Source organism: Paraplanobispora takensis (assembly GCF_016863195.1).
Classification (GTDB): domain Bacteria; phylum Actinomycetota; class Actinomycetes; order Streptosporangiales; family Streptosporangiaceae; genus Planobispora; species Planobispora takensis.
The window spans coordinates 177,642-202,080 of sequence record NZ_BOOK01000032.1; the positions used below are offsets into that span (position 1 = coordinate 177,642).

A 24,439-nucleotide genomic window follows, 5' to 3' on the forward strand; every position below is an offset into this window, starting at 1 on the left:
GCCGAACGCGAACGCGGCCACCCGTCCCCGGCGGGTGGCCGCGCCCGTTCCCGCCGGTGGGCGGTCCCGTCGGGGTGGACGGCTCCGCCGGGTGGAGGGTCCCGCCGGGCGCGGGGGCGTGCCGGGTGGCCGTACCCGCGAGAGGGGCGGGTCGGGACGGCGAGAGGGGCCGGGTCAGGACGTGAGCCGCCGCAGCGCCTCCTCGGCGGTGTCGTAGGTCTCGAACGTCCTGCCGAGGCCGGTGATGTTCAGCACCCGGGTCAGGACGCCGTGCACGCCGCTCAGCACGAACCGCATCCGCAGGGCCTCGCTGCGCTTCATGGCGGCGATGAGCTCGCTCAGGCCCACCGAGTCGCAGAAGCTGAGATCGGCCATGTCCATGATGACGGCGGTCAGGCCCGACCGGCCCCACAGGCGCCGCAGGTGCTCGCGCAGGATCGGCACCGAGCGCAGGTCCAGCTCTCCGCCGATGTGGACGACGATCGCGTCGTCGTGCTGGACGGAGGAGACGGTGAAGGTCGAGCCGCGATCAGGGCCGAACAGAGTCGTCACGATGTCCTACTCGGAGTCGGGGGTCTCCCTTTCATACCAGTCTCTGCGGATATCTGATGCATCGGGGGACATTCGGCGGCGCGTCGGAATCCGATATCGGGGAGTCCCGGCGTGTCCGGCCGGGTCAGGCGGAGGCCGAGGACGGCGCGGAGGGCGCCTCCCGCGGCGGGGCCGAGCCGCCGCCCGGCCCGTGCGGCAGCAGCAGCGCCACCAGCGCGCCCACGGCGCACAGGCCCGCGGTGATCAGGAAGATCTCGCTGTACTCGGTGTGCAGGGCGGCCCGCACCGCCGCCTCGTAGGCGGCCAGCCGCTCGGCGTAGACGCCGGCCTCGACGCCGAACGGCAGGGGCGTGTCCAGGTCGGCGGTGAGCGACTGGAAGCGGTGGAAGCCCCACGCCGACAGTCCCGCGACGCCCAGCAGCATGCCCATCATCCGGGCCACGACCACCGCCGCCGAGGCCACGCCGTGCTGCGCCGCCGGGGTGGCGCGCAGCACGGCCGAGGAGACCGGCGCGATGACCAGGCCCAGGCCCAGCCCGGCCACGATCAGGTCGACGTCCACGCGGTAGCCCGCGGCGGCCAGGTCCAGCGGCCACTGGCCGATGCGGACGTAGCCGGCCGCGGCCACGGCCAGGCCCGCGACCGCCACCGGCCGCTCGCCGTAGCGGTGGGCCAGCGCCCCGCCGAGCAGGGCCGCCACGGAGAGGGCGATGAGGAAGCGGGACAGCACCAGCGCGCCGTCCAGCGCCTCCAGCTTGAGCAGCGTCTGCGCCGACAGCTGCACGTCCACCAGGGTGACCAGCAGCGCGGCGCCGGTCAGGAAGCTGACCGCCAGAGTGGCGAAGAAGGGGCCGCGCAGCACCCCGGCCATGTCGACCAGCCGGGTCCGCGAGCGCGTCTCCCACACGACGAAGGCGATCCCCGCCACCACGCCCGCGCCGATCATCGGCGGGCCCCAGGCGGGCAGGACCGACCGGCTCGGGTCGGGGTTGTAGAGCCCGGCCACGAGCAGGCCCAGCGACAGGGCCAGCAGCAGGCCGCCGACCACGTCGACCCCGGTGGCGGGCGCGGTCCCGCGCCGGGGCGGCGGCACCGAGCGCTGGACGGCCACCGCCGCCACGATCACCAGCGGGACGTTCAGCCAGAAGATCGACCGCCAGCCGCCGAGCTGGACGCCGCCCAGCTGCAGCGTGACCGGGACCAGGGCGGCCAGGCCGGCGCCGTACAGCGGGCCCAGGACGCTGCCGAGCTCCTGGGCGGCGCCGACCGCGCCGAGCGCCAGCGGGCGCCCGCGCTCGTCCCACAGGTCGCCGACCAGCGCCATGGTGATGGGCAGCAGGGCTCCGCCCGCGATGCCCTGGATCGTACGGCCGGCCACCAGCCAGGGGACCGTCTCGCCGAGCGCGGTGACGACCGAGCCGATCGCGAAGCCCGCCAGGCACAGGTGGATGAGCGGGCGCCTGCCGTACCGGTCGGAGAGCTGGCCGAGCAGGGGCATGGCCGCGATGTAGCCCAGCAGGAACCCGGTGACGATCGGGGTGGCGCGCTCGAGGTGGTTCTGCGGGACGTCGACGTCCGCGGCGATGTCGATCAGCACGGTGACCACGACGTAGGCGTCCAGCGCGGCCAGCAGCACCGCGGTGCCGCCGACGCCCAGGGCGACCCGGCGCCGGGCGGCCCGGTCGCGGCCGGGCAGGGGGAGGGCGGGGGAGGTCACGGTGTCACTTCGCCGGAGCGGTCACCTGGACCGGCACGTCGTAGTCGTCGAAGGCGACGATCACCTTGCCGCCGTTCATCGGCAGGTCGGCCTTGAGCAGCCGGCTGGTGGCCTTGTCGACCCACAGGGTGCCGTCCACGCTCTGCGTGATCCCCGGCACCATGGTGGACAGGATCTGCTGGGACAGCGTGGCCGAGACCCGGTAGGCGTCGGTGCCGTCGATCTTCTCCTCACCCTGGACCTTCGGGTCCAGGGCGTTGGACAGCAGCTGCACGACGCCCTTCTCGGGGTTGAGGATGGCCGACGGGTCGTAGATCGCGGCGAGCTGGCTGCGCGACATCGTCTGGAAGCCGCCGGTCACCCCCTTGAAGTGGACGGTGTCGCCCACCAGGAAGAACTCGATCTCCAGGAGGCTGCCGGCCATGTCGACCTGGATGGTCCCGTCGGCGTCACCGGTCGAGCTGAGGCGCCCGGCGGCCTTCTTGACCTGCACCGGCGGGGTGCCCTCGGTCTCCATGGTGAAGGCGGTGGATTTGACGGTCCGCATCGCCTGCGCCGATTTCTCGACCAGCTCCGGGCCGCCGGGCAGCGCGGCCTGCGAGCCGGAGTCGCCGCTGCATCCTGCGACTGTGAAGAGCGCGGCGACCACCGCGGCGATGAAGATCCGTCGTGCAGACATGGCCGGATCGTAGCGACCGCTCGGTAGCGTGCGGGAGGACAGTCCGGTATCGGTTTCGCTTCACCGGCCCGGTGCCGGTCCCGCCTCACCGGCCGTGCGCGGCCGGTCCCCGCGTCCCGGAGCCGGCCGGCGGGCCGGGACGGGCGGTCACCGCAGGTTCTTCAGGTGCTCCACCACCGGGCTGTAGGCCCTCTCCAGCTCGCGCAGCTGGTCGTCGGTGAGCAGGTCGATGAAGTGCTCCCGCACGCTGGCCACGTGGTGCGGCGCGACGTGCTGGATGGTCTTCCAGCCGTGCGCGGTGAGCACGGCGAAGGTCCCGCGCCGGTCGTCGGCGCAGGTCTCCCTGGAGACCAGGTCGGCCGCCTCCATCCGGGAGATCTGGTGGGACAGGCGGCTGCGGGACTGGATCGTGGCCTCGGCCAGATCGCTCATGCGCATGCGGTGCCCGGGGGTCTCCGAGAGGTTGACCAGGATCTCGTAGTCGTTCACCGACAGCCCGAAGGCCTGCAGCTCGCGGTCGAGCCGGTGTTCCAGGAGCTTGTGGGCGGCCAGGTGGGCGCGCCAGGCCCGCTGCTCGACGGTGGTGAGCCAGCGGGGTTCCTCGTCGTGCACCCGGGGGTCGCCGCCGGCCGGTGGCGTGGACGGCGAGTCGTCCGCCGGGTGGTCCTGCTCGGGGTCCATGGACCGAACCTACCTCACGGTAAAGGGGCGCCTCCGCCGAGGGAGAGGGGTCGCGCCGGGGGTCAGCCGAGCGTGATCGGGTGGTCGGCGACGGCGCAGACGGCGACGCCCGAGCCGGTCCGCCACTCCAGCAGGTGCCTGCCCTCCCACCGCAGGGCGCGTGGGCGCGCCGGGACGTCGAGGGGGAGGCCTGACAGGTCCGTCTCGCGCAGGCCGTCCATGGTCAGCTCGCCGCGCTTGATGAGCGCCTCCTTGCGCACCCACAGCCGGATCAGCGCCTCGTTGTCGTGGACCAGGGGCCGTTCGGCGGGGGCGAGGAACTGCGCGGCCAGGGACTCGTCGACCGGGCCCGGGGGGACGTTCTCGGCGTCCACGCCGATCCGGCCGGGACCCGCCGCCGCGCACACGTAGCCGCGGCTGTGGCTGAGGCTGACTCCGAGCCGGGGGATCTCGGCGAGGTACGGCCTGCCGTGCCCCGGCCCGTGGTACTCGCAGACCTGCAGCAGGGTCAGCCGGTCCTCCGGGACGCCGGTGACCTTGGCCGCGCACCGCCGCAGGAGGATGTGGGCCGCGATGAAGTCACGCCGGTCGGACTCGCGGGCGAAGCGCGCGGCCCGTTCCCGCTCGACCTCGGTGAGCAGGGCCGTACCGGCCGGGGAGATGATCTCGTCGGTGGGGCCGGCCATCACCAGGGAGTCGTGCACGTGCCCAGATTAGGGGTTCGGTGGGGCATGGGTGTCATTTGTCCTTCTTTGTGGACTCCTTCTTCGCGGGCTCCTTCCCGGTGGGCTCCGGGGAGGGCTCGGACTGGCCGAGGGCCTTGCCGTCGGGGTCCGTCAGGAGCTCGTCGGCGGCGCCCATCACGGTCGCGTCGTTCACCTTCCACTGGCCGCCGCTCTTGACCAGGCCCAGCTCCATGTAGGCGCCGAGCATGCGCCGGGTGCCCGCGGTGCTCTTGACCTGGGAGTCGACGACCGTGACGGCCTTCGCCCTGCCCTCGGCGATCTCCGAGACGTAGACGCCGCGGACCGAGGCCGTGGAGGAGGCCTGCATCGCGGTGATCAGGCTCTCCAGCGGGCTGAACGCCTCGTTGTAGGTCTTCTCGAAGTCCTCGCCCGACAGGGCGAAGACGCGGTCGCGGTAGGCCTGGAGGTTGGCGTGGTCGTAGGTCTGCAGGGCCGTGGCGAACTCCGCGGCCCGGGTGGACACCGCCAACCGCTCGGCCTTCTCCGTCGCGAGGAGATCGGCCGTCCGCTCGGCCGAGATCCACTGGAGGGCGGCGAAGGCCATCGCCCCGGCGACCGCCATCGCGACGACCGCGCCGGCCAGCCGCCACCGCCATGCCCGCGTCCCCCGGCGTGGCGGTTCCTCCCCGGGATCGGCCTCCTGCCCGGCTGCGGTCCCCTCCTCGGCTGCGGTCTCACCGGTGGCGGTCTCGGAGGCCTCACCGGAGGCGTCCGCGGGCTTCCCGGCGTCCCCGGGCTCCGTGACGGTCTCGGGCTCCGTGACGGTCTCGGGCTCCGTGACGGTCTCGGGCTCCACGGCGGTCTCGGCCGGGGGCTCCTCGGTCCGCTGGGGGGTGGGGCTCATGCGCTACTCCTGTTCACGGCGGCGGGCTGCCCGGCCGACGGCGATCCAGCCGAGCACGCCGCCGGAGACGACGACGGCGAGGAAGATCGCGATGACGAAGGGGGTGAGGTCCTGCGAGGACGAGCCGGTGTCCGTCCCGGTGTCGCCGGCCTCGGGCGTGGGGGTCTCCTGGGAACCGTCGGCCTGCGGGAGGTCCTCCTCCACGCCGGGCGTGCCGTCCGGCTCGGTGCTCGTCCCGTCGTCCGGGGGGAGGGTGTCCTCGGGGTGGGGACCGGTGTCCGGGTCGTCGTCGCTGCGGGTCATGGGCGGGACGGGCGCGCCCTTGGGACACGCCCGCAGGGCGGGGGTCACCGGCGGGGCCAGCGGGCTGCGGTACTCCTGCGCCACCCGGGGGCCGCCCGGGACGCTGAAGACGAAGGTGACCCTCCCGTACAGACCGCCGGAATGCCGCTCGGTCGTGTCGGCCAGCAGGGCCTGGGTGGTCGGGACCGTCCGCAGCAGGTGGTTGACGTGCTGCTGGTTGCGGGCGGTGAACACCACGCCCTGCCGCATCCCGGCGGCCGTCAGCAGGCAGGACAGCCCCGGGCGCGCGCTGTTGAGCAGGTGGTCGACCTGGCGGAAGAAGGCGGGGCCGTGTTCGAGGAAGGCGTACAGCTGCCTGCGGGACTCGCGGATCGTGCGGGTCACGCCCGCCAGGTCGGCCACCCCCTCCGACAGCTCCTCCCGCCTGCTCGCGAGCGTTCCGGTCAGCCGGGTCAGGTTCACCGACAGCTCGTCGAGCAGCCGGGTGTTCTCGGCGAGCGTGGTGGTGACGTCGTGCGTGTTGTCCACGATCTCCCGGATCGACGTCGTACGGCCGTCCAGACCGGCCGCCAGCTCGCTCACGATCGTCTCGGCGTCCTCGGCCGGGACCGCGTTCAGCAGCTTGCCGACCCCGTCGAACAGCTTGCGGTAGTCCAGGGGGACCGTGGTGCTGGACAGCGGGATGGTCGAGCCGGGAGGCATGACCGCGCCCCCGGCGCCGCCCTCGGGCGGGGAGATCTCCACGTACGGCTCGCCGATCGCGGACTTGCGGCGCACCTCGGCGGTGACGCCCTGCGGGATCCGCGCGTCCCGCTCGATGCTCAGTCCCACCACGATCTTGCCGGGAGCCAGCACGACGTCGTCGATCCGGCCGATCCGCACGCCGAGGTAGGCCACGTCGAAGCCGCGCACCAGGCCGGGGGAGGAGACGAACTCCACGTTGATCCGGTACGGGCGCTCGATGACGTCGAGCTTGATGATGCTGGTGAACGCCCACACGGTCATCACGAGACCGAGGACCACGAAGAAGCCGAGGTTGATCCAGATGCGTTTCCTCATCGCCGCGGCCCCAGCAGCAGGCGGAAGTCGTCCACGGAGTTGGGCAGGCGCGGCCGCTGCTCCTTCTTCGGCTTGGGCAGCAGCAGACCCTTGATCCAGACGTAGGTCAGCAGCTGGCCGTTCACCACGATCGGCGGCTGGTCGACGAACCGCTGGATCCGGTCGACCAGGACCTTCAGGTCCTCCTTGCCCCGCACCATCGAGACGGAGATGGCGTCGATGCGCCGCAGCAGGGTGCGCAGGCGGGCCGCGTGCCGCGGATAGACCGTCGCGTTGATCTCCTTGGCCAGGGCGGTCAGCTCCCTGAGCGTCTTCTTGACGTGCTTGCGGCCGTGGTTGAGCCGGGCGGTGGCGTCGTTGATGCTGCCGGGCAGCTTGTCCAGCTCCGAGCTGCCCGCGGCCAGGTCCTCGCCCAGCTCGGCCAGGCCGTCGATGGTGCGGGCGAGATCGCGGCGGGACTCGGCGTAGGCGGTGGTGACCTCGGTGGTCTGGCGCAGCAGCCGGTTGAGATCCTCGCCCTTGCCGCCGATCCCGGTCGCCGCGGCGTCCAGGATGGCGTTGACGTCCTGGGCGCCGAGCGCGTCGATCAGCGGCCCGGCCCGCGCGGTGACCTGCTCGATGTCCGGCTCCACCGACGTCCGGGTGATCGTCGCGCCGTCCTCCAGGAACGGGCCGGTGGTCATGTCCCTGCCCTCGGGCAGCTGCAGCTCGACGTAGTTCTCGCCGAGGATCGAGGTCTTGGCCACGACCGCGGAGGTGCCCTCGGGCACCCGGTTGCCCTCTTCGATCGACATGGTGACCCTGGCGCGGTAGCCCTCCAGGCGGATGTCGGTGACGCTGCCCACCCGCACGTCGGAGACCTGCACGCTGTGCCCCACCACCAGGCTCTGCACGTCGTCGAAGGTCGCGTTCACGGTGAGTTCCCCGGTCGGCGCGCCCACGGTCTGCAGGGTGCACGCGGCCGTCAGCGACAACCCGGCCAGCCCCGCCGTCAACCTGACCCGTCTCATCCCGCCCACTCCGCTCACCTCCTTCATCCGCGTCTCCGCCAGGGGCAGTTGCTGAGCTCCCCGGGCAGGCAGGGGACCTCGCCCAGGCCCAGGGCGTCGAACAGGGGGGTCAGCCAGGCCCGGGTCATCGCGTTCAGGACCAGGCGGAACTTGAGCACGTGGTGCTCCCTGTCCCAGGACATGACCATGTTGTCGACGAACTTGCGGGTCCCCGCGATGGCGTCGGCCGCCGACTCGCTGTTCACCTTCATGGTGATCACCAGCTCGGCGAGGTTGGTCACGCCCCGGGGCAGCTTCACCTGGTAGGCCTCCACCAGCGCGTCACCTTGCTGCACCACCTCCGCCAGGCCGGTGATGAAGCGCCGCATGCGCTGCCGCTCGTCCGCCAGCGTGGCGCTGGCCTCGGCGAAGGCGTCGATGGTCGTCTTGACCTGCTTCTCGCGCCTGTTGAGGCTGGCGGCCAGCCGGTTGAGGTTGTCGGCCAGGTCGATCAGCTGCTCGTCCTGCCCGGCGAGCGTGCGGGTCAGCGAGGCCGCGTCGTCCAGGGCCTCGTTGATCTGCTCGCCCCGGCCCCTGACGCTGTCGGCCAGGTCGCCGGCGACGTCGCCCATCTTGTCGGTGTCCAGCGCGTCGGTGAGCTTGGTGAACGCCGCCAGCGCGTCGTCGATCTCCACCGGCAGGTCGGTGCGCTCCAGCGGGATCACCGCATCCGGCGCGAGCCGCGGCATGCCCGGCTTCCACGGCGGGTGCAGCACCACGTTCCGCTCGCCCAGCGTGTTCTGCGGGGCCACGATCGCCATGACGTCGGCGGGCAGCGGGATCCCGCCGTCGACCAGCAGGTCCGCGCGGACCCGGTCGCCCTCCACGGTGAGCTTCTCCACCGTCCCCGCGTCCAGGCCCATCACCTTGACCTTGGCCTGCTCGTACAGCGACGGCGCCGCCCGGAAGTAGGCGGTCAGCCGGTACGGCCCCGCCGCGCCGGGCAGCAGCGAGCACCCGCCCGCCCCCGCCAGGAGCGTCGTCGACAGCAGGATCGCGGCCAGTCTGCGCAGGCTCACCGGTCACTCCTGTTCCGGCGGATGGCGCCGAGCACCTCGGGGTTGATCGGGCCGAGCCCGACGGCGATGGCGTCGACCCACGGGCCCTGCCCCCCGGTGGTGGCCAGCCCGGAGAAGGTCGGCCCGACCCACGTGAGGACCGAGTTGAAGGCCTTGCCGCTGGTGGAGTCGAGCCGGTTGCTGATCGCGGTCACGTCTTCCATCACCGCGACCAGGTTCTTCTCGTGCTCGGTGATCAACGTGGTGATGCTGTCGACCAGGTCGCTGCCGTCGCCGAGCAGGGTCCGCAGCTCGTCGCGGCGCAGCCGCAGCTCGTCGAGCATGATCTCGACGGAGTCGATCAACCGGCCGAGCTGGGCGTCCTTGTCGTCCAGCACCTTAACGATCTTGTTGCCGTTGTCCAGCAGCCGCTGCAGCTCGGGCTCGCTCTCGCTGATGACCTCCGACAGCTCGCCGATGTTGTCCAGCAGCCTGGTCACCCGGCCCTGCGGGGCGGGCTCCAGCTCCGACAGCTCCTGCAGGAGGGTGTCGACCGCCTCGGTGTCCAGCCGGTCCAGCAGCCGGGTGGCGTCCTTGAGCGCGTCGGTGACCAGCGTCGGCGTGCCGGTCCGCTCCATCGGGATCACCCGGTCCTGCTCGGGCAGCTCGTCCATGTAGGGCCGGGTGACCGGCCCGGTGAGCTTGACGTAGCGCCCGCCCAGCAGGTTGGACAGGGTGATCTCGGCGTGGGTCTGCGCGCCGAGCCGTATGCCGTCGTCCACCTTCCAGGTCACCACGACGTGCCCCTTGGTGTAGTCGGCCCGGACCTCGGTGACCTTGCCGACGGGCACTCCCGCCACCCGCACGTCGTTGCCCGCGCGCAGTCCGGCCGAGTCCGGCAGGATCGCCGACATCGTGTACCCGCCCTCCAGCAGCCCCAGGTTGCCGACCAGGAAGGTGACGATCAGCGCGGTGGCCAGGGCCGCCATCGACACCACGCCGACGGTCAGCTTGTTGCGGTCGCGGAACGACTTGATCGCCATCAGGGCCCCACCAGCACGCGTCGCAGGTTCCCCGTGGTGGTGAGCTTCATCCCGCCGCGCAGCGGCGGCGGGGTGGTCATCGGGTAGGGGCAGGGCACCGGGCCGAGCGCCACGCAGGGCACCGCCGTGGTGACGAAGTGGCCCCGGCCGGTCACCTGATGGGAGCGGCTCAGCGGCGGGGTGAGGGTGTTCAGCAGCTTCTCGACGCGGCCGATGTTGCGCCGGACGCCGCCGGTGAGCCGGGTCATGTGGTCCACCACCCCGCCGAACTCCTCGGCGTTCTCTCCGAGCACCTGGTTGTTGACCTCGGCCGTGGTCGACAGCTCCACCAGGGCCTCGTCGACCAGCTTGCGGTTGCGGGCGAAGGCGTCGGTCAGGACGACCAGGTTGTCCACGAGCCGGGCGATCTGCTTGTCCCGGCGGGCGATCACGCCGCTCACCGTGGCGTAGTCCTCCAGCAGCGCCTTGATGATCTTCTTGCGTTCGACGACGGTGGTGGTCAGCCGGTCGAGGTTGTCCACCAGCAGGGGGATGTTCTCCTGGTTGCCGTCCAGCGCCTCGCCCGCGGCGGTGAGCAGCTGGTTGATCTGCTCGGGGTCCAGGCTCCGGGTCAGCGGGCCCAGGTCGCTGACCAGCTCGCCGATGTCCACCACCGAGCTGGTCCGCTTCAGCCGGGCCCCGTCGGCCAGCATGTCGGTGGCGGTGCCCGGCTGCAGATAGATCACCCGCTGGCCGATCGTGTTGCGCCAGCGGACCGAGGCGACGGTGTCGGAGGGGACCCGCACCGAGGTCTGCACGCTCAGGGTGACCTCGGCCCTGCCGTCGACCACCACGATCTCGTCCACCTGCCCGACCGGCGCGCCGGCGATCTTCACCTGGTCGCCGGTGTGCAGCCCGGAGACGTCGTCGAAGGTGCCGACGAGCACGTAGGTGTCGCCCACCCCCACCCGGGCGATCTGCGCGCCGATCAGGACGATCAGCGTGACCGTCACGGCCAGGAAGAGGCCGAACTTGCCCAGCGTCCACAGCCGCTGGGTCTGCTCTCTGGACCGGGCCATCGGCTCACCCGCCGTTCGAGGAGCCGCAGGCGCCGATGAACAGCTCGCAGACGTCGGTGGCGACGAAGGCCTCCATCTTGAGCTGGTTGGCGCCGCCGGGGCCGCGGGCCGAGATCAGGTCGTTCAGGACGTTCAGGATCTGGTTCAGCCCGCGTACGCCGTCGCCCGCCAGGCCGAGCTGCGCGTAGATCAGGGCCGCCGCCCGCTCTCCCGCGTTCACCGCGGCCCGCAGGTCGTCGCGGTGGGTGCGCAGGCCGTACGCGCTCAGGCTGGAGAGCTCGTCGAACTCCCGCAGCAGCGCGCGTATCTTGTCGGCCCGCTCCAGCAGGCCGGGGGTGAGCACGTTGACGTCGGAGGCGATGCCCACGACCTCGTCGCCCTTGTCGGAGAGGCTTTCGCTCAGCGCCGCGGTGTCGCCGATGAAGCGCTGGAAGTCCTCGCGGTGCCGGTGCGCGACGCCGACGACCTTCCCGGCGCTGTCGACGATCTCGCCGATCCGCGGGCCCTTGCCGTCCAGGCCCCGGCCCAGGGTGTGCACGATGGCGGTGATGTCGGCGGGGTCCACCGCGCCGAGCCCCTCGTAGGCGTCGGCCAGGGAGTCCGACAGGTCGACCGGCGCCCGGGTCCTGGTGATGACCGCCCCGGCGCCCAGGTAGGGGCCGGTGCTCTCCCCGGCGCCGAGGACCAGGTCGACGAACTTCGGGCCGAAGACGGAGGTCGGCTCGATCGCGGCGGTGACGGTCTCGGGCACCTTGACCCCGGGCTCCACGTGCATGGTCACCACCGCCCGGCCCTGGACGTCCAGGGTCACCGAGCTGACCCCGCCCACGGTGATGCCGCGGATCTTGACGGGCGAGTTGGTGTCCAGGCCCTGGCCCGCCCGGGTGAAGGTGGCCGACAGCATGACGCCGGCGCGGTTGGCCGTGCTCTGGACGATGACGACGAGCGTCAGGACGACGGCGACGATCACGACCACCGAGATGGTCAGCCTGATCGCCAGGGGGACCTCACCGCGGGCCATCGCCGCTCACCCCGTCAGCTTCACGCCGCTGCCCCGGCCCCAGAACAGGTAGGACAGCAGCAGGTTGAGGATGATCACGGTGACGATCGACTGGCGGATCGCCCGCCCGGCCGCGATGCCCACGCCCACCGGGCCGCCGGTGGCGTTGAACCCGTAGTAGCAGTGGATGCTGATCACGGCGAAGGCGAAGACGACCACCTTGAGCACGCTGTAGACGATGTCGATCACCGGCAGGCCGAGGTAGAAGTAGTAGTCGTAGACGCCCGGCGCCATGCCGAACAGGGCGGTGCACATCAGCCGGGTGGCGAAGAAGCTGGCGAACAGCGCGATCAGATAGACGGGGATCAGCGCGATCAGGGCGGCCACCACCCGGGTGCAGATCAGGTAGGTGAAGGCGTTGATGCCCATCACCTCCAGCGCGTCGATCTCCTCGGAGATCCGCATGGCGCCGAGCTCGGCGGTGAAGGACGAGCCGACCTGGGCGGCCAGCGCGACCGCCGCGATGATCGGGGTGATCTCCCGGACGTTGGCGAAGCTGCCCACCAGGCCGATGAACGACTCGGCGCCGATCGCCTGCAGGCCCTGGTAGCCCTGCAGGCCGACGGTGGCGCCGACCGCGAAGGCCATGGTGAAGACCACGAAGATCATGCCGCCGCCGATGACGGTCGCGCCGACGCCCACCACGACGTCGCTGACCTGGCGGAGCACGACCTTGGTGAACTTGGCCCGCAGGATGATGTCCCGGACCGAGTAGAAGACGACCCGCCACAGGAAGATCGGCCAGTCCGACAGCGAGGCCAGGCGCTCGGTGCCCTCGCGCAGCGCGCCGTAGGCCCGCTGGCCGGCGGTGCGGGCTCCCGCGACCGGCGCCGTCACAGCGACCTCGGCGGGTAGGCCAGGAAGTAGATCATCGTGATCAGGTAGTTGACGGCGAACACCAGCAGGAAGGTGACGACCGTGGACTGGTTGACCGCGCGGCCCACGCCGACCGGGCTGGTCTGGCAGGTCATGCCGAAGTAGCAGGACATGATCGCCGCGATGAAGCCGAAGATCCACGCCTTCAGGAGCGTCACCAGCAGGTCGCTGGTGACCAGCAGCGCCACCGCCCCGTCGAAGTAGGCGCCCGGGGTGACGCCCTGGATGACCACGTTGAAGAAGTAGCCGCCGCTCGCCCCGGACACGATGACCAGCGGCACCAGCAGCACCGCCACGGTGCTCGCCGCCCACAGGCGGGGGGTGACCAGGCGGTGGATCGGGTTGACCGCCATGACCTCCATGGCGGCCAGCTCGTCGCGGATGTTGCGGGCGCCGATGTCGGAGGTCATCGCCGACCCGCCGGCCCCGGCGATGAGCAGGGCCGAGGCCATCGGGGCGACCTCGCGCACCAGGCCGACGACGACGGCGCTGCCGGTGGCCGAGGAGGCGCCGAGCTGCCAGGCCAGCTCGCCCACCTGGAGCGCGACGGTGGCGCCCAGCGGCAGGGAGACCAGGAGCACCGGCAGGCTGGTGACCTTGGCCAGGAACCAGCACTGCTGGACGAACTCCCAGAACCAGGTGCGGACGTCCCAGGTACGGCGGAAGCCCTCAAGGGCGATCACCGACATGTCCCCGACGCGGCCGAGCACGTCGGTGGTCCTGCGGACGACGTAGCCGCTGACCGCGTCGCGCCCGCCCTCCGCCATCAACCCGCCGCCCGCCGTGCCATGACCACCCCGGAATCCGCTCCTCCGACCATGGATGAGTCACCTTACTGACGGGTAGTCCAGTAAGTCGATGCTTCCCCGGGAATTTGAGGAAAAGGTATGAGGCCCAGGTCACAACTTGTCAGGGCCCCACACTTTTCGCAGGTGAACGCGGAGAACGGCGGCGGGGAGAGGACCCTCAGCCGCTCAGGGAGGCCATCCAGCTCTCGATCCCGCCGGGGTCGCGGGGCAGCGCCGCCGACATCAGGCGGGCGCCGCCGGCGGTGACGACCAGGTCGTCCTCGATCCGCACGCCGATGCCGCGCAGCTCCGGCGGGAGGGTCAGGTCGTCGGGCTGCAGATAGAGACCGGGCTCGACGGTCAGCACGTGCCCCTCCTGCAGGACCCCGTCCAGATAGACCTCCGCGCGGGCCTTGGCGCAGTCGTGCACGTCCATGCCGAGCATGTGGCCGCTGCTGCACAGGGTGTAGCGGCGGTACAGGCCGCTGCCGGGCTCCATCGCCTCGTCCGCGCCGATCTTGAGCACGCCCCAGTCGTGCAGGCCCTCGGCGATGACCCGCATGGCGGCCAGGTGGAAGTCGCGAAAGCGCGCCCCCGGCCGCAGGGCGGCGATGCCCGCCTCCTGGGCGGCCAGGACCAGCTCGTAGACCTGGCGCTGGACCGGGTCGAAGCGGCCCGACAGGGGCAGGGTCCTGGTGATGTCGGCGGTGTAGAGGTTGTCGGTCTCCACCCCCGCGTCGAGCAGGAGCAGGTCCCGCTCGTCCAGGCGGCCGTCGTTGCGGATCCAGTGCAGCACGCACGCGTGGGCGCCGGAGGCCACGATGCTGTCGTAGCCGGTGGCGTTGCCCTCCAGCCGGGCGCGCAGGCCGAAGACGCCCTCCAGATAGCGCTCGCCGCGCCGCTCGCCCATCGCCCGGGGCAGCGCCCGCACCACGTCCTCGAAGCCGCGGGCGGTGGCGTCCACCGAGAACTGCAGCTCCGCGACCTCCCACTCGTCCTTGATCAGCCGCATCTCCGACAGGAACGTCTCCAGTTCGGCGTCGCCGTCGTGCGGGGCGATGCGGCCGTCCACCGAGGCGTCCACCCCGCGCAGCACCCGGGCGGGCCCGGCCAGCGCGTCGCCGAGCCGGTCGATCGGCGCGCACTCGATCCGGTAGAGCGCCTCGGCCTCGGCCAGGTCGGGGCGGCGGCCCACCCAGAACTCGCCGTGGCGGCGGTCGCGGTAGAACTCCTGACCGGCCGTCCCCGGGGCCGAGCGGGGCGAGCGCGGGCGCAGGAACAGCGTGGCCGCGCCGGAGGGCTCGACGACCAGGACGTCGTCGGGCTCCTGGTCGGCGGTGAGGTAGGTGAAGGCGCTGTGCGGGCGGAAGCGGTAGTCGCTGTCGTTGCTGCGGGCCTTGAGGGTGCCGGAGGGGATGACGAGCCGCTCTCCGGGGAAGCGGGAGGCCAGCGCCGCGCGGCGCTTGGCCGTGTAGGCGGCCAGGGGGAGGGCGGCCAGGCCGGAGCGGTGGGTGTCCTCCCACCCCGTCTCCATGAAGGCGGCCAGGGCGTCGGAGATCGGCAGGTCGTGGCTGCCGGTGTTCAGCTTCTCGGTCATGGTGTCCCCGGGAGCGAAGGTCTGTGGTATTTCACACATTACTCACGTATGACCTGATCGTTCCCGGGGCCGGGTACGGCCCGCGCCCCACTGTAGGGGGCGCGGGCCGCATCGGGCCGCCCGGGGGAGGGTGAGGTCTCAGCCCACCGGGACCTGGTACTCCTTGGCGAGGTCGGAGACCGCCGCGTCCTTGAAGACCACCGATCCGCCGAGCGCGTCCTTGTCGGGCTTGGCGACGTAGGACCGCAGGGAGGCGGGCTTGTCGAAGACGGTGAAGTCCATGACGCCGCCGTACTCCTGGCCCCAGGCGTTCTGGCCGCGGTGCGCGTTGACCACGCCCGCCCGGGTCAGGTCCTTGCTCTCGCAGGCCTTCTTGAGCGCGTCGACGACGATGGCCGCGGCCGAGTAGCCGGCCGAGACGCCGCTGTCGACGGCGTCGCCGGGGTACTTCGCCTTGTAGTCCTCGGCCAGCTTCTTCATGACGGGCAGGTCCGAGCTGATCGGGGCGCCGCCGGTGATGTAGTAGAAGTCCTTCAGCAGCGCCGGGCCGGCCGGGGTGGGCAGCAGCTGCGGGGAGTAGGCCGAGTTGCTGCCGACGAACGGCACGTCCATGCCGCCGGCCAGGGAGACGCCGACGAGCGAGGCGGTCTGGCGGGGGCCCACGGAGACCAGGACGGCCTTGACACCGGCCTTCTTGAACGCGGTGACCTGGGCGGTCATGTCCTGGTCGGTGGCCTTGATCTTCTGCTCCACGAGCTCCAGGCCGAGCTTCTCGGCGGCGTACTTGGAGCCGTTGAGGGCGCTCTCGCCATAGTCGCCCTCGAAGTACAGGTGCCCGATCTTGTCGCCGGACTTGATGCCCTTCTCCTTGGCCAGGAAGTCCACCCCGTTGATCATGTCGATGTCGTAGGTGGTGGCGGTGACCTGGATGGGCTTGCTGCCCAGCAGGTTGGTGGCCCACGCCTGCGGGATGGTGAGCATCTGGTCGGCCTCGATGCGCTGCTTGATCGCGTTGACCATGGGGGAGCCCACGACGTGGGCCAGCGCCACGACCTTCGGCCCGATCTCGGTGTAGGCCGAGACGGCCTTCTGCACGTCGTAGCCGTGGTCGCGCACGATGGCCTCGAGCTGACGTCCGCACACGCCGCCGGCCTGGTTGATCTGCTCGAAGTACAGCTGCTGGGCGTTGGTCAGGCTCTTGCCGAAGGAGGCGTAGGGACCGGTCAGGTCGGTCATGAGGCCGATCGAGATCTTGTCGGCGGTCACGCCGGGCCCGACCTTGATCCCGTCGCCGGAGGCCGCGGCGTCGCCCCCGCCTCCGGTGGCCTTCTCGCTGGCGCAGGCGGTGACGGCCAGGGCGAGGGCGGCCAGGGCCGCCACCCGCCGGGAGTTGCGTGAGATTCCCATGCTCAGTTCCTTGTCTCAGGGGTGGGGGTGAGGGAGTGCTTGGGCGCGGCGGCCGGGAGCGGACGGCCGGTCCGCAGGCGCAGCTGGGTGATCAGGCCGAGGAGCCCGCCGGGCAGGAAGAGCACGACCACGACGACGGCGAGGCCGTACAGGATCTGGGCGGCCTCGGCGGCCCCGACCCCCTCCTGCCCGGGCTGGACGATCAGGGGCAGGGCGTCGCTGTAGCGGGTGAGCAGCCGGGGCAGCATCGAGACGAAGACCGCCCCGATCACCGCCCCCGCCACCGAGCCGAGCCCGCCGATGATGATCATGGCGAGGTACGCCAGGGCGAGCAGGAGGCCGAAGTAGTCCGGCACCGTCTGCTGGAAGACCAGCGCGACCAGCACGCCGGCCAGCCCGCCGTACATGGACGACAGCACGAACACGCCGGCGCGGTAGCGGGAGACCGGCACGCCCATCACCCCGGCGGCGATCTCGTGGTCGCGGATGGTGTTCATGGCCCGGCCGGGACGGCCCCGCAGCACTCCGCGGGCGAACAGCCCCGCGCCGAGCAGCAGGATTGCGCCGAGGAACCACAACCGCTCCAGCGCGCCGAACGGCACGCCCGCGATCACCAGCGGAGCCTCGGGCGTGTCGGCGAAGACGAACCCGAACAGCTCCATGGGCGGCACCGGCCTGCCGTTGTGGCCGCCGGTCACCGGCGTGGCGTTGGTCATCGCGAACTGGCCGATGAAGATCAGCGCCAGCGTGGCGATGCCGAGGTAGGCGCCCTTCAGCCGGGCGGCGATGGGGCTGAACAGCCCGCCCGCCACGCCGGCCAGCAGCACCGCCAGGACGGCGGCCAGGGGGGTGGGCAGGCCCAGCCCGCCCAGGGCGTGGGCGCCCCCCTCCTGCGGTTCGGAGGCGAAGTAGACGTAGCCGAACGCGCCGACCGCGAGGAAGAACGCGTGGCCCATGGACAGCTGGCCGGTGGCGCCGGTCAGCAGGTTGAGACCGATCGCGCCGATCGCCGCGGCCATCGCGAACAGCCCGTCCTGCAGCCAGGAGGCGTCCAGGTAGAACGGGATGACGAGGGCCGCCGCGGCCAGGGCGGCCGACCAGAGGATGGTGCTCCTAGACACGGGCCAGCTCCCTTGTCCCGAACAGTCCCGCGGGACGGATGAGCAGGATGATGATCATGACGAGGAACGGCGCGACGTCGCCGAGCCCCCGGCCGAGGAAGACCAGCTCGCTCTGGTAGCCGCCGACCAGCGACTCGGTGACCCCGATGATGAGCCCGCCGGCCAGGGCCCCGGTGGTGGAGTCCAGGCCGCCGAGGATCGCGGCGGGGAAGGCCTTCATGGCGGTGGCCGTCACGGTGCGGTCCAGGCCGGGCGTGGGGAAGATGCACATGAACAGCGCGGCCAGGGCGGCCAGCGCCCCGGCCACCGCCCAGGCCCCCATCGAGACCCGGCCGCGCCGCACGCCCATCAGGGCCGCGGTCTCGGCGTCCTCGGCGGTGGCGCGCATCGCGACGCCCCAGTTGGTGTACTTGAACGCCAGCAGGAACAGGGCGATCACCAGGCTCGCGGTGACCAGGGCGGCGATCCTGGCCAACGGGATGTTGACCGCCCCCAGGTGCAGCACCTCGCTGCCCCACGGGTCGCCCAGGGCCAGCACCTCGGTGCCGATCTGCCGGGTCAGCTCCGTGGTCAGCACGATGTCCACGCCGATCGTGACGATCGCCAGGATGCTGTGCGAGATCACATTCGCCCGGCGGATGACCGCGAACTCGATCAGGGCCCCCACGGCCGCCGCCCCGGCCAGGCCGAGCAGCAGGGCGAGCCAGAAGCCGACGGACTCGTGCGTCTTGGCGACGATGAACCCGCCGACCAGCAGCAGCGAGGCGTGGGCGAAGTTGACCACCTCGGTGGCCTTGAAGATGATGACGAACCCCAGGGCGATCAGGGCGTACACCGCCCCGATGGAGATCCCGTTCACCAGGAGTTCGAGAAAAGTCGTCACGGAGTGGCCTCCTCGGTCTCGCTCGTCGCACCCAGGTACGCCCGGATGACCTCGGGGTCGTTCTGCACGGCCTCGGGCGGGCCGTCGGCGATGCGTCTGCCGAAGTCCAGCACCGTCACCGCGTCGGCGAGCCGCATCACCATGCCCATGTCGTGCTCGACCAGCAGGATCGAGATGCCCAGGCTCTCCCGGACGGCGATGATCAGCTCGGCCATCTCCCGCCGCTCGCCGCCGTTCATGCCGGCCACCGGCTCGTCGAGCATCAGCAGCCTGGGCTCCATGCACAGCGCCCGCGCCAGCTCCACCCGCTTCTGCACGCCGTACGGCAGCAGCCCGACGGGCATCGCCAGCTGGGGGGTGAGGCCGACGAAGGCGGCGATCTCCTCCACCCGTTCGGTGTGCCGGGCGGCCTCCCGGCGGGCCGAGGGCAGGCGCAGTCCCGCGGAGACGAACCCCGCGCGGGTCAGCCGGTGGCGTCCGAGCATCAGGTTGTCGCGCACCGACAGGCGCGGCGAGAGCGCGATGTTCTGGAAGGTGCGCGCCATGCCCAGCGCGGCGATGCGGTGCGGCGGCAGGGCGGTCAGCTCGGCGTCGCCGAAGCGCACGCTGCCCGACGTGGCGCGGTAGACGCCCGACAGCACGTTGAAGCAGGTCGACTTGCCGGCGCCGTTCGGGCCGATGACCGCGTGCACGCTGCCCGGCTCGACGGTGAAGCCGACCGCGTCGAGCGCGACGAGGCCGGCGAAGCGCACGGTGACGTCGCGGACCTCCAGCTTCGGGACCGACGGGTCCATACCGTCCGGTTGGTATGCGTCACTCATGAGAGATCCCCCGAAAACGTCATGCCGACCACCTGCTCAGCGCGGGGCGGATCGAGGGCGCACCGCTCAGCAGGGCCTCGTCCCGGTCGTCACCGATCCCCAGATAGCGGCGGCGTACCTCGTCGCTCTCGGCCAACTCCGCCGCGGGCCCCGACAGCACCACCCGGCCGACCTCCAGCACGTAGGCGTGAGTGGCCAGGGACAGCGCCAGCGCGGCGTTCTGCTCCACCAGGAGCACCGTCGTGCCCTGGGCGTTGATCTCCCGGACGGTGTCGGCGATGCGCAGCGCCATCATGGGCGCCAGGCCCAGGGTGGGCTCGTCGAGCAGGAGCAGCTTCGGCCGGGCCATCAGCGCGCGGCCGATGGCGAGCATCTGCTGCTCTCCTCCGGACAGCAGGCCGGCCCGCTGCCGGGCCCGCTCGGCGAGCACCGGGAAGAGCGTGAGCACGCGCTGCCTGGCCTCGGCGGCGGCCCTGCGGTCCCGGGCTCCCAGCGCCCCGGCCCGCAGGTTCTCCTCCACCGTCATCCTGGCGAAGACCTTGCGGCCCTCGGGCACCTGGACGACGCCGTGCGCGACGACCGCCGAGGTGGACGCGCCCGACAGCTTCCGCCCGCCGAAGGCGACCGCCCCGGAGCCGACCCCGCCCCGGTGGAACCGGAGCGTGCCGGATATGGCGCGCAGCAACGTGGACTTGCCCGCTCCGTTGCCGCCGAGCACCGTGACCACGGCACCGCGCGGAACGTCCAGGGAGACTCCGCGCAGAGCCGTCACGGGGCCGTAGTTCACCGCCAGATCCCTGACCGTCAACCCGGAGTCTCCGGGTGGTCCGGGGTCGTGGACGTTCATGTGTGCCTCCTGACAACCGATGGAACGCACCCAACCCAGGCGGTTCACCGTCAGTCCAGAGGGCCGGGGGAAGTCGGGACTGGCGCCCACGACGGGCCGGTGCCCGTTGTGCGTCAGCACAGCCGAGGATCACGAAAGGGAACAGAACCTTGTTCGGCTGCGGGGGCGCCTGCCACCATTGCCCGATGGGGATCCGGACCACCACCGACGACGAGGTGCGCAGGATCATGCAGCTGGCCGCCCGCCGGCTGCTGGGGCGGCTTCCCGAGCTCACCGACGAGCTGGTCGCCAGGACACGCGACACCGACGAGGCCTACCGGCGGATGGTGCCCACCGACGACCACTGGCAGAGCGTGTACGAGGCCATGCGCGAGGGCATCGGCGCGATCCTGCTGCCGGTGTCGGAGCGGCGGGACCTGCAGCAGGCCGAGAAGACCGCCCTGCGCCGCGCCGAGCAGGGACTGCCGATGGACTCGCTGCTGCGCAGCTACCGCGTCTCCGCCCAGGTGATGTGGGACGGGCTGGTCGGCGTCATCGCCGAGGAGGAGCCCGACAGCCTGCCGGTGCTCATCCGCGGCGCCACCAAGGTCTGGAACGCCGTGGACCGGCAGGCGGTCGCCGCCGCCGAGGCCTACCGCCGGCGCGAGGCCGAGATGTTCGGCCGCACAGCCGAGCGGATCCAGGCCCTGCTCGACGCCCTGCTGGAGGACCGGGCCGACGCCACCCTGGTGCGCAGCGCCGCCGCCGCGCTGGACCTGCCGGAGCTGGGCCGCTACGCGGTCGTCATCACCCGCCTGCCCGGCCGCGACGACCACGCCGCCGACGGGCCCCGTCCGGCGAGCCTGGGCGCGATGCGGCTGCTGTGGCGGATGCGCCCCGACTACGAGGTGGCGGTCGTCCTGCTCCACGACGGGGAGATGGACGCGCTGGTGGGCGCCCTGCGCCCGCACGTCACCGGCAGCGCCGGGATCAGCCCGGCGGTCGAGGGCCTGGGCGAGCTGGGCCGCGCCCGCAGGCTCGCCGAGCTGGCCCTGCGGACCTGCACGGGGGAGGGGCCCGAGATCGCCCGGCTGGAGGACCGGCTCCCCTCCGCCCTGGTGGTCAGCCAGCCCGAGCTGGCCGGGCACCTCAGCGCCGCCGTCCTGCGGCCGGTGCTGGCCCTGGACCCGGCCGACCGCGAGGTCCTGCTGGGCACCCTGGAGGCGTGGCTGCGCTGCGAGGGGTCGGCGATGCGCGCGGCCGGCCAGCTGTACTGCCACCGCAACACCGTCTTCAACCGCATCCGCAGGATCGAGCAGCTCACGGGCCGTTCCCTGGCGCGCCCGCTGGACATCGTCGAGATCTCCCTCGCTCTCGACGCCGTCCGGCTGCTGGCCGTCAACTGAGGTTTGCCGGCGGGTGCGCTTAGCCGGACCCGCGACGGGGAAAGTAGCGATACACACCTGAGCCGGGCCGAACCGAGGTGATGTCCATGCTTATCGGGACGATTCTGCAGGGCAAGGGGTCGCACGTGGCGACCGTCCGCCCTGACGCGACCGTCAACGAGTTGCTGAACGTGCTGGCCGACAACAACATCGGCGCCGTGGTGGTCTCCGAGGACGGGTCCTCGATCGCGGGCATCGTCTCCGAACGCGACGTGGTACGCCGGCTCCACGACCGCGGCGCGGAGGTGCTCAACGCGCCGGTCTCGACCATCATGACGACCGAGGTGCGCACCTGCCCGCCGGACGCCAACGTCGACCACCTCCGCCAGGCCATGACCACCCACCGGATCCGGCACGTCCCCGTCGTGGCCGACGGCCGCCTGGTGGGGATCGTCAGCATCGGCGACGTGGTGAAGAGCTCCATCGAGATCCTCGAGACCGAGAAGGCCTCCCTGGTCGACTATCTCCACCGGTGATCGGGCCCGCCCGGCGTGCGTAGACTGTCCCGACACGCTGCGCGGGAGGCCTGGTGAAGCTCAAACTGGATCTCCACCCCATCTACAACAGGGGCGGAGAGATCGACAAGGCGCTGCGGGGGATCATCGACGAGGCCATCAGGAAGCGGGCCACCGAGGTCGAGATCATCCCCGGCAAGGGCTCGGGCCAGCTCAAGAAGAAGGTGCTGCGCTTCCTGGAGCAGAAAGAGATCAAGGCCCTCTACCACCGCATCGACAAGGACGCCAAGAACCACGGCCGCCTGTTCGTCTACTTCCGCTACAAGTGACGGCGCATGGCCTCTACCTGGAGTGACGCCCCGGACGATCACGTCTGGGGCACATCCAGGGCACACGTGCCGTCGGCGAAGAAGACATCCATGGCCCGCCTTGCCCGCTCGGTCGCACTGGGCATCAGGTGGGTGTACGTCCGCAGAGTGAAGCCGGGATCGCTGTGCCCGAGGTACTCGGCGACGGTCACGATATCGACGCCAGCGGCGAGCCAGGCTGACGCGGCGGTGTGGCGGAGCTTGTGGCATCCATGCTCCCGGTACGGCCTGCGCCGAGCACCCGGAGGAGTAGACGGTACGATCCCGGCCCGCTCTATGGCCACACGCCACATGTAGTTGAAGGAATTGCGGTGCAGCGCGCCGCCAGCCGCATTGGTGAACAGGAGCACGAACGTCCGCAGCTCACCGTCAGGGACGCGCCAAGGCAGCGTGACAGCCGTCGGCGGGTACTTCTCGATGTGCGCCCGCAAGCGTTCGGCCACCGATGCGGGCATTGGAACTGATCGGGTCTTATTCCGCTTGGGAAGAGAGAACACCAGATGCCCTCCGATGATCCGCACCTGACGGTTCACGTGGATCATGCTGTTCTCAAAGTCGAGATCATCCTTCGCGAGCCCGAACAGCTCACCCTGCCGAAGACCGCAGCCAGAGCCCGGATAGACGAGCGCTCCCAGGCGAGCCGGTAGCTGATCACCAACACCCACGACCTGAGGCAGGGTCCAAGGGATCACCTTCTTCGAGCCGTTCTCAACCGGCCGCGCCGCTTGGACCGATCTGAGCGTGAAGGGATTGCGCCGCACGATCCGGTCATCAACGGCGGTATTGAAGATCGCGGACACCGTGTCCATGACGACCTTGATGGAGCTGGGGGCCAATAAACCCTCCATCAGCTTGATCCACGCCCGGAGCAGGGCCGGACGAGTGGCGAGAACGGCCATCGTCTCTGACCCGATCTGCTGGCCGTAGACCCACTTGGACAGCCGACTGTCCACCCGTTCCAGAGTGCCGGGATCGATCGTCAGGCTGGCCCGCCACTCCCTGGCGTAAGCGCTCAAGGTGATCTGTCCGGCCGAAGGGTCGAGGTACTCACCCTTGTGCAGACTATTCTTGATCTCTGCGTCGAACCGCTCGGCATCGGGACGACGATCGAAGTTGCGCTTCCGCTGGGTGCCCGTGTCGTCTCGGTAGCGGACCTGCCAGCGGCCGTCACAGCCGTGATCACTAGTTGGCACTCGCTTGGGACGGCACCCGCATAGCTCCTCATCCGGCTTGGGCCGGGACTTGTGCCACCGGTCATAGATCGTCATGACTGCTCCCGCACCCAGGACCGCACATCCTCGGGGAAGTAGCGCAGGTGACGGCCGATCTTGTGACCGGTCGGGCCGGTGCCCAGGTAGCGCCACTGGTAGAGGGTGGCGGGCGGCACGCCGAGGAACTTCGCGACTCGCGCCACGTTCCACAAGTCGTCATCGAGGATGTTCATGCCGCGACCTCCTTTCCAGTTGCCGAAAGCTCGGTGTCGTCCTGTCTGGCTTGTGCTTCGGCCAGCAGTTCGCGTTGCCGTTGCCGTTCGGCGATTGCCGAAAGCAGCCGTTGCCCCAGCGGCGGCAGGTCCGGATCACCGGACGGCACTTTGCGCCAGACGTAGCGGTTGGGGTCCGGGCTCTCGGTTGCCGAAAGCCCGAGGGTCTCCAGCACCCAGGCGCGACGGTCGGCCCGGTGATCGGTCAGGGTCTTGGTGGACCACTTACGCGAGACCAGCACGCGCCGGCCCCGGATGCCCAGGTGTTCGGCCTTGTGCGCCTTGCCCGCACAGCGGCCCGGAGCCTGACCCGCTCGTGCGTTCTTGGGCTGCACGCCGTAGCGCAGCCAGTTCGGACAGAACTCCGAGCACGGCTCGTAGTGCAGCGCCGCAACCATCCGGTCGGCGTGATCCTTTTGCGGTTGGGTCTCCGGCGCGCAGGTCTCGGCGATGGACTTGGTCAGGTACTTGGTCAGGTAGTGCTTGACCAGGTGATCGGCCCGTTCGGTGCCGCCGAGCACGCCGATCGGCTTGACCTGCTCGCCGAAGCGCAGCACGTGCAGCGGCTCGGCATCCTCAT

Annotated in this window: 26 protein-coding genes; 3 read left to right on the top strand and 23 right to left on the bottom strand. The window is 71.1% G+C overall.

Annotated elements, in window-relative coordinates; translation table 11 throughout:
- Positions 1–174: 174 nt before the first annotated feature.
- The 20 genes from Pta02_RS22485 to Pta02_RS22580 all read right to left on the bottom strand — a co-directional run bounded on the left by Pta02_RS22485 (position 175) and on the right by Pta02_RS22580 (position 20,129).
- A complete protein-coding gene (locus Pta02_RS22485; protein WP_203876862.1) occupies positions 175–552 on the bottom strand; it encodes an anti-sigma factor antagonist in 378 nt (125 codons plus the stop codon).
- A gap of 124 nt (positions 553–676) precedes the next feature.
- Positions 677–2,269, bottom strand: a complete 1,593-nt coding sequence (locus tag Pta02_RS22490; RefSeq protein ID WP_239131151.1) for an MFS transporter — start codon at positions 2,267–2,269, stop codon at positions 677–679.
- Between the two features lie 4 nt (positions 2,270–2,273).
- A complete protein-coding gene (locus tag Pta02_RS22495; protein ID WP_203876863.1) occupies positions 2,274–2,948 on the bottom strand; it encodes an LppX_LprAFG lipoprotein in 675 nt (224 codons plus the stop codon).
- A gap of 147 nt (positions 2,949–3,095) precedes the next feature.
- Positions 3,096–3,629, bottom strand: a complete 534-nt coding sequence (locus tag Pta02_RS22500; RefSeq protein ID WP_203876864.1) for a MarR family winged helix-turn-helix transcriptional regulator — start codon at positions 3,627–3,629, stop codon at positions 3,096–3,098.
- Positions 3,630–3,691: 62 nt separating this feature from the next.
- Positions 3,692–4,333, bottom strand: a complete 642-nt coding sequence (locus tag Pta02_RS22505; RefSeq protein ID WP_203876865.1) for a 4'-phosphopantetheinyl transferase family protein — start codon at positions 4,331–4,333, stop codon at positions 3,692–3,694.
- 34 nt (positions 4,334–4,367) lie between these two features.
- Positions 4,368–5,219: a hypothetical protein gene (locus Pta02_RS22510; RefSeq protein WP_203876866.1), complete on the bottom strand. Its 852-nt coding sequence runs from the start codon at positions 5,217–5,219 to the stop codon at positions 4,368–4,370.
- A 3-nt stretch (positions 5,220–5,222) separates the two neighbouring features.
- A complete protein-coding gene (locus tag Pta02_RS22515; protein WP_203876867.1) occupies positions 5,223–6,581 on the bottom strand; it encodes an MCE family protein in 1,359 nt (452 codons plus the stop codon).
- The gene (locus Pta02_RS22520; RefSeq protein WP_239131152.1) at positions 6,578–7,618 is read right to left on the bottom strand and encodes an MCE family protein; all 1,041 of its coding nucleotides are present in this window, start codon (positions 7,616–7,618) and stop codon (positions 6,578–6,580) included. Before Pta02_RS22520 ends, Pta02_RS22515 begins: the two co-directional genes overlap by 4 nt.
- On the bottom strand, positions 7,615–8,649 hold the full coding sequence (locus Pta02_RS22525) for an MCE family protein (RefSeq protein WP_239131153.1): 1,035 nt from the start codon (positions 8,647–8,649) through the stop codon (positions 7,615–7,617). Before Pta02_RS22525 ends, Pta02_RS22520 begins: the two co-directional genes overlap by 4 nt.
- On the bottom strand, positions 8,646–9,671 hold the full coding sequence (locus Pta02_RS22530; RefSeq protein WP_203876868.1) for an MlaD family protein: 1,026 nt from the start codon (positions 9,669–9,671) through the stop codon (positions 8,646–8,648). Before Pta02_RS22530 ends, Pta02_RS22525 begins: the two co-directional genes overlap by 4 nt.
- Positions 9,671–10,729: an MCE family protein gene (locus tag Pta02_RS22535; RefSeq protein ID WP_203876869.1), complete on the bottom strand. Its 1,059-nt coding sequence runs from the start codon at positions 10,727–10,729 to the stop codon at positions 9,671–9,673. Before Pta02_RS22535 ends, Pta02_RS22530 begins: the two co-directional genes overlap by 1 nt.
- 4 nt (positions 10,730–10,733) lie before the next feature.
- Positions 10,734–11,750: an MCE family protein gene (locus Pta02_RS22540; RefSeq protein WP_203876870.1), complete on the bottom strand. Its 1,017-nt coding sequence runs from the start codon at positions 11,748–11,750 to the stop codon at positions 10,734–10,736.
- Between the two features lie 6 nt (positions 11,751–11,756).
- Positions 11,757–12,626, bottom strand: a complete 870-nt coding sequence (locus Pta02_RS22545) for an ABC transporter permease (protein WP_203876871.1) — start codon at positions 12,624–12,626, stop codon at positions 11,757–11,759.
- Positions 12,623–13,432, bottom strand: a complete 810-nt coding sequence (locus Pta02_RS22550; protein WP_203876872.1) for an MlaE family ABC transporter permease — start codon at positions 13,430–13,432, stop codon at positions 12,623–12,625. The genes Pta02_RS22545 and Pta02_RS22550 overlap by 4 nt, the downstream gene beginning before the upstream one ends.
- 199 nt (positions 13,433–13,631) lie before the next feature.
- The gene (locus Pta02_RS22555) at positions 13,632–15,050 is read right to left on the bottom strand and encodes an aminopeptidase P family protein (protein ID WP_239131154.1); all 1,419 of its coding nucleotides are present in this window, start codon (positions 15,048–15,050) and stop codon (positions 13,632–13,634) included.
- Positions 15,051–15,188: 138 nt separating this feature from the next.
- Complete coding sequence (locus tag Pta02_RS22560) at positions 15,189–16,457, bottom strand: ABC transporter substrate-binding protein (protein ID WP_203876874.1); 1,269 nt, start codon at positions 16,455–16,457, stop codon at positions 15,189–15,191.
- A 2-nt stretch (positions 16,458–16,459) separates the two neighbouring features.
- Positions 16,460–17,578 carry a branched-chain amino acid ABC transporter permease gene (locus Pta02_RS22565; protein WP_239131155.1) on the bottom strand — a complete coding sequence of 373 codons (1,119 nt, stop codon included), beginning with the start codon at positions 17,576–17,578 and terminating at the stop codon, positions 16,460–16,462.
- Positions 17,571–18,461 carry a branched-chain amino acid ABC transporter permease gene (locus Pta02_RS22570; protein ID WP_203876875.1) on the bottom strand — a complete coding sequence of 297 codons (891 nt, stop codon included), beginning with the start codon at positions 18,459–18,461 and terminating at the stop codon, positions 17,571–17,573. The genes Pta02_RS22565 and Pta02_RS22570 overlap by 8 nt, the downstream gene beginning before the upstream one ends.
- Positions 18,458–19,282 (bottom strand): ABC transporter ATP-binding protein, encoded by an 825-nt coding sequence (locus tag Pta02_RS22575; RefSeq protein WP_203876876.1) that lies wholly within the window; start codon positions 19,280–19,282, stop codon positions 18,458–18,460. The genes Pta02_RS22570 and Pta02_RS22575 overlap by 4 nt, the downstream gene beginning before the upstream one ends.
- A gap of 19 nt (positions 19,283–19,301) precedes the next feature.
- Positions 19,302–20,129 (bottom strand): ABC transporter ATP-binding protein, encoded by an 828-nt coding sequence (locus tag Pta02_RS22580; protein ID WP_203876877.1) that lies wholly within the window; start codon positions 20,127–20,129, stop codon positions 19,302–19,304.
- A 185-nt stretch (positions 20,130–20,314) separates the two neighbouring features.
- Between Pta02_RS22580 and Pta02_RS22585 the strand changes: the two genes are divergently transcribed.
- From Pta02_RS22585 to Pta02_RS22595, 3 genes are all read left to right on the top strand, one after another.
- Positions 20,315–21,514 (top strand): PucR family transcriptional regulator, encoded by a 1,200-nt coding sequence (locus tag Pta02_RS22585; RefSeq protein WP_203876878.1) that lies wholly within the window; start codon positions 20,315–20,317, stop codon positions 21,512–21,514.
- A gap of 86 nt (positions 21,515–21,600) precedes the next feature.
- Entirely contained in the window at positions 21,601–22,029 is a 429-nt protein-coding gene (locus Pta02_RS22590; protein WP_203876879.1) for a CBS domain-containing protein, read from the top strand.
- A 53-nt stretch (positions 22,030–22,082) separates the two neighbouring features.
- Positions 22,083–22,337, top strand: coding sequence for a Smr/MutS family protein (locus Pta02_RS22595; protein WP_068922814.1), 255 nt, complete (start codon positions 22,083–22,085; stop codon positions 22,335–22,337).
- A 38-nt stretch (positions 22,338–22,375) separates the two neighbouring features.
- Here Pta02_RS22595 and Pta02_RS22600 read toward each other — a convergent pair whose 3' ends face one another.
- From Pta02_RS22600 to Pta02_RS22610, 3 genes are all read right to left on the bottom strand, one after another.
- On the bottom strand, positions 22,376–23,644 hold the full coding sequence (locus tag Pta02_RS22600) for a tyrosine-type recombinase/integrase (RefSeq protein ID WP_203876880.1): 1,269 nt from the start codon (positions 23,642–23,644) through the stop codon (positions 22,376–22,378).
- Positions 23,641–23,820: a helix-turn-helix transcriptional regulator gene (locus tag Pta02_RS22605; RefSeq protein ID WP_203876881.1), complete on the bottom strand. Its 180-nt coding sequence runs from the start codon at positions 23,818–23,820 to the stop codon at positions 23,641–23,643. Before Pta02_RS22605 ends, Pta02_RS22600 begins: the two co-directional genes overlap by 4 nt.
- Positions 23,817–24,439, bottom strand: a 623-nt coding sequence (locus Pta02_RS22610; protein ID WP_373872410.1) for a replication initiator, incomplete at its 5' end; no start/stop codon positions are given. The genes Pta02_RS22605 and Pta02_RS22610, both read right to left, overlap by 4 nt.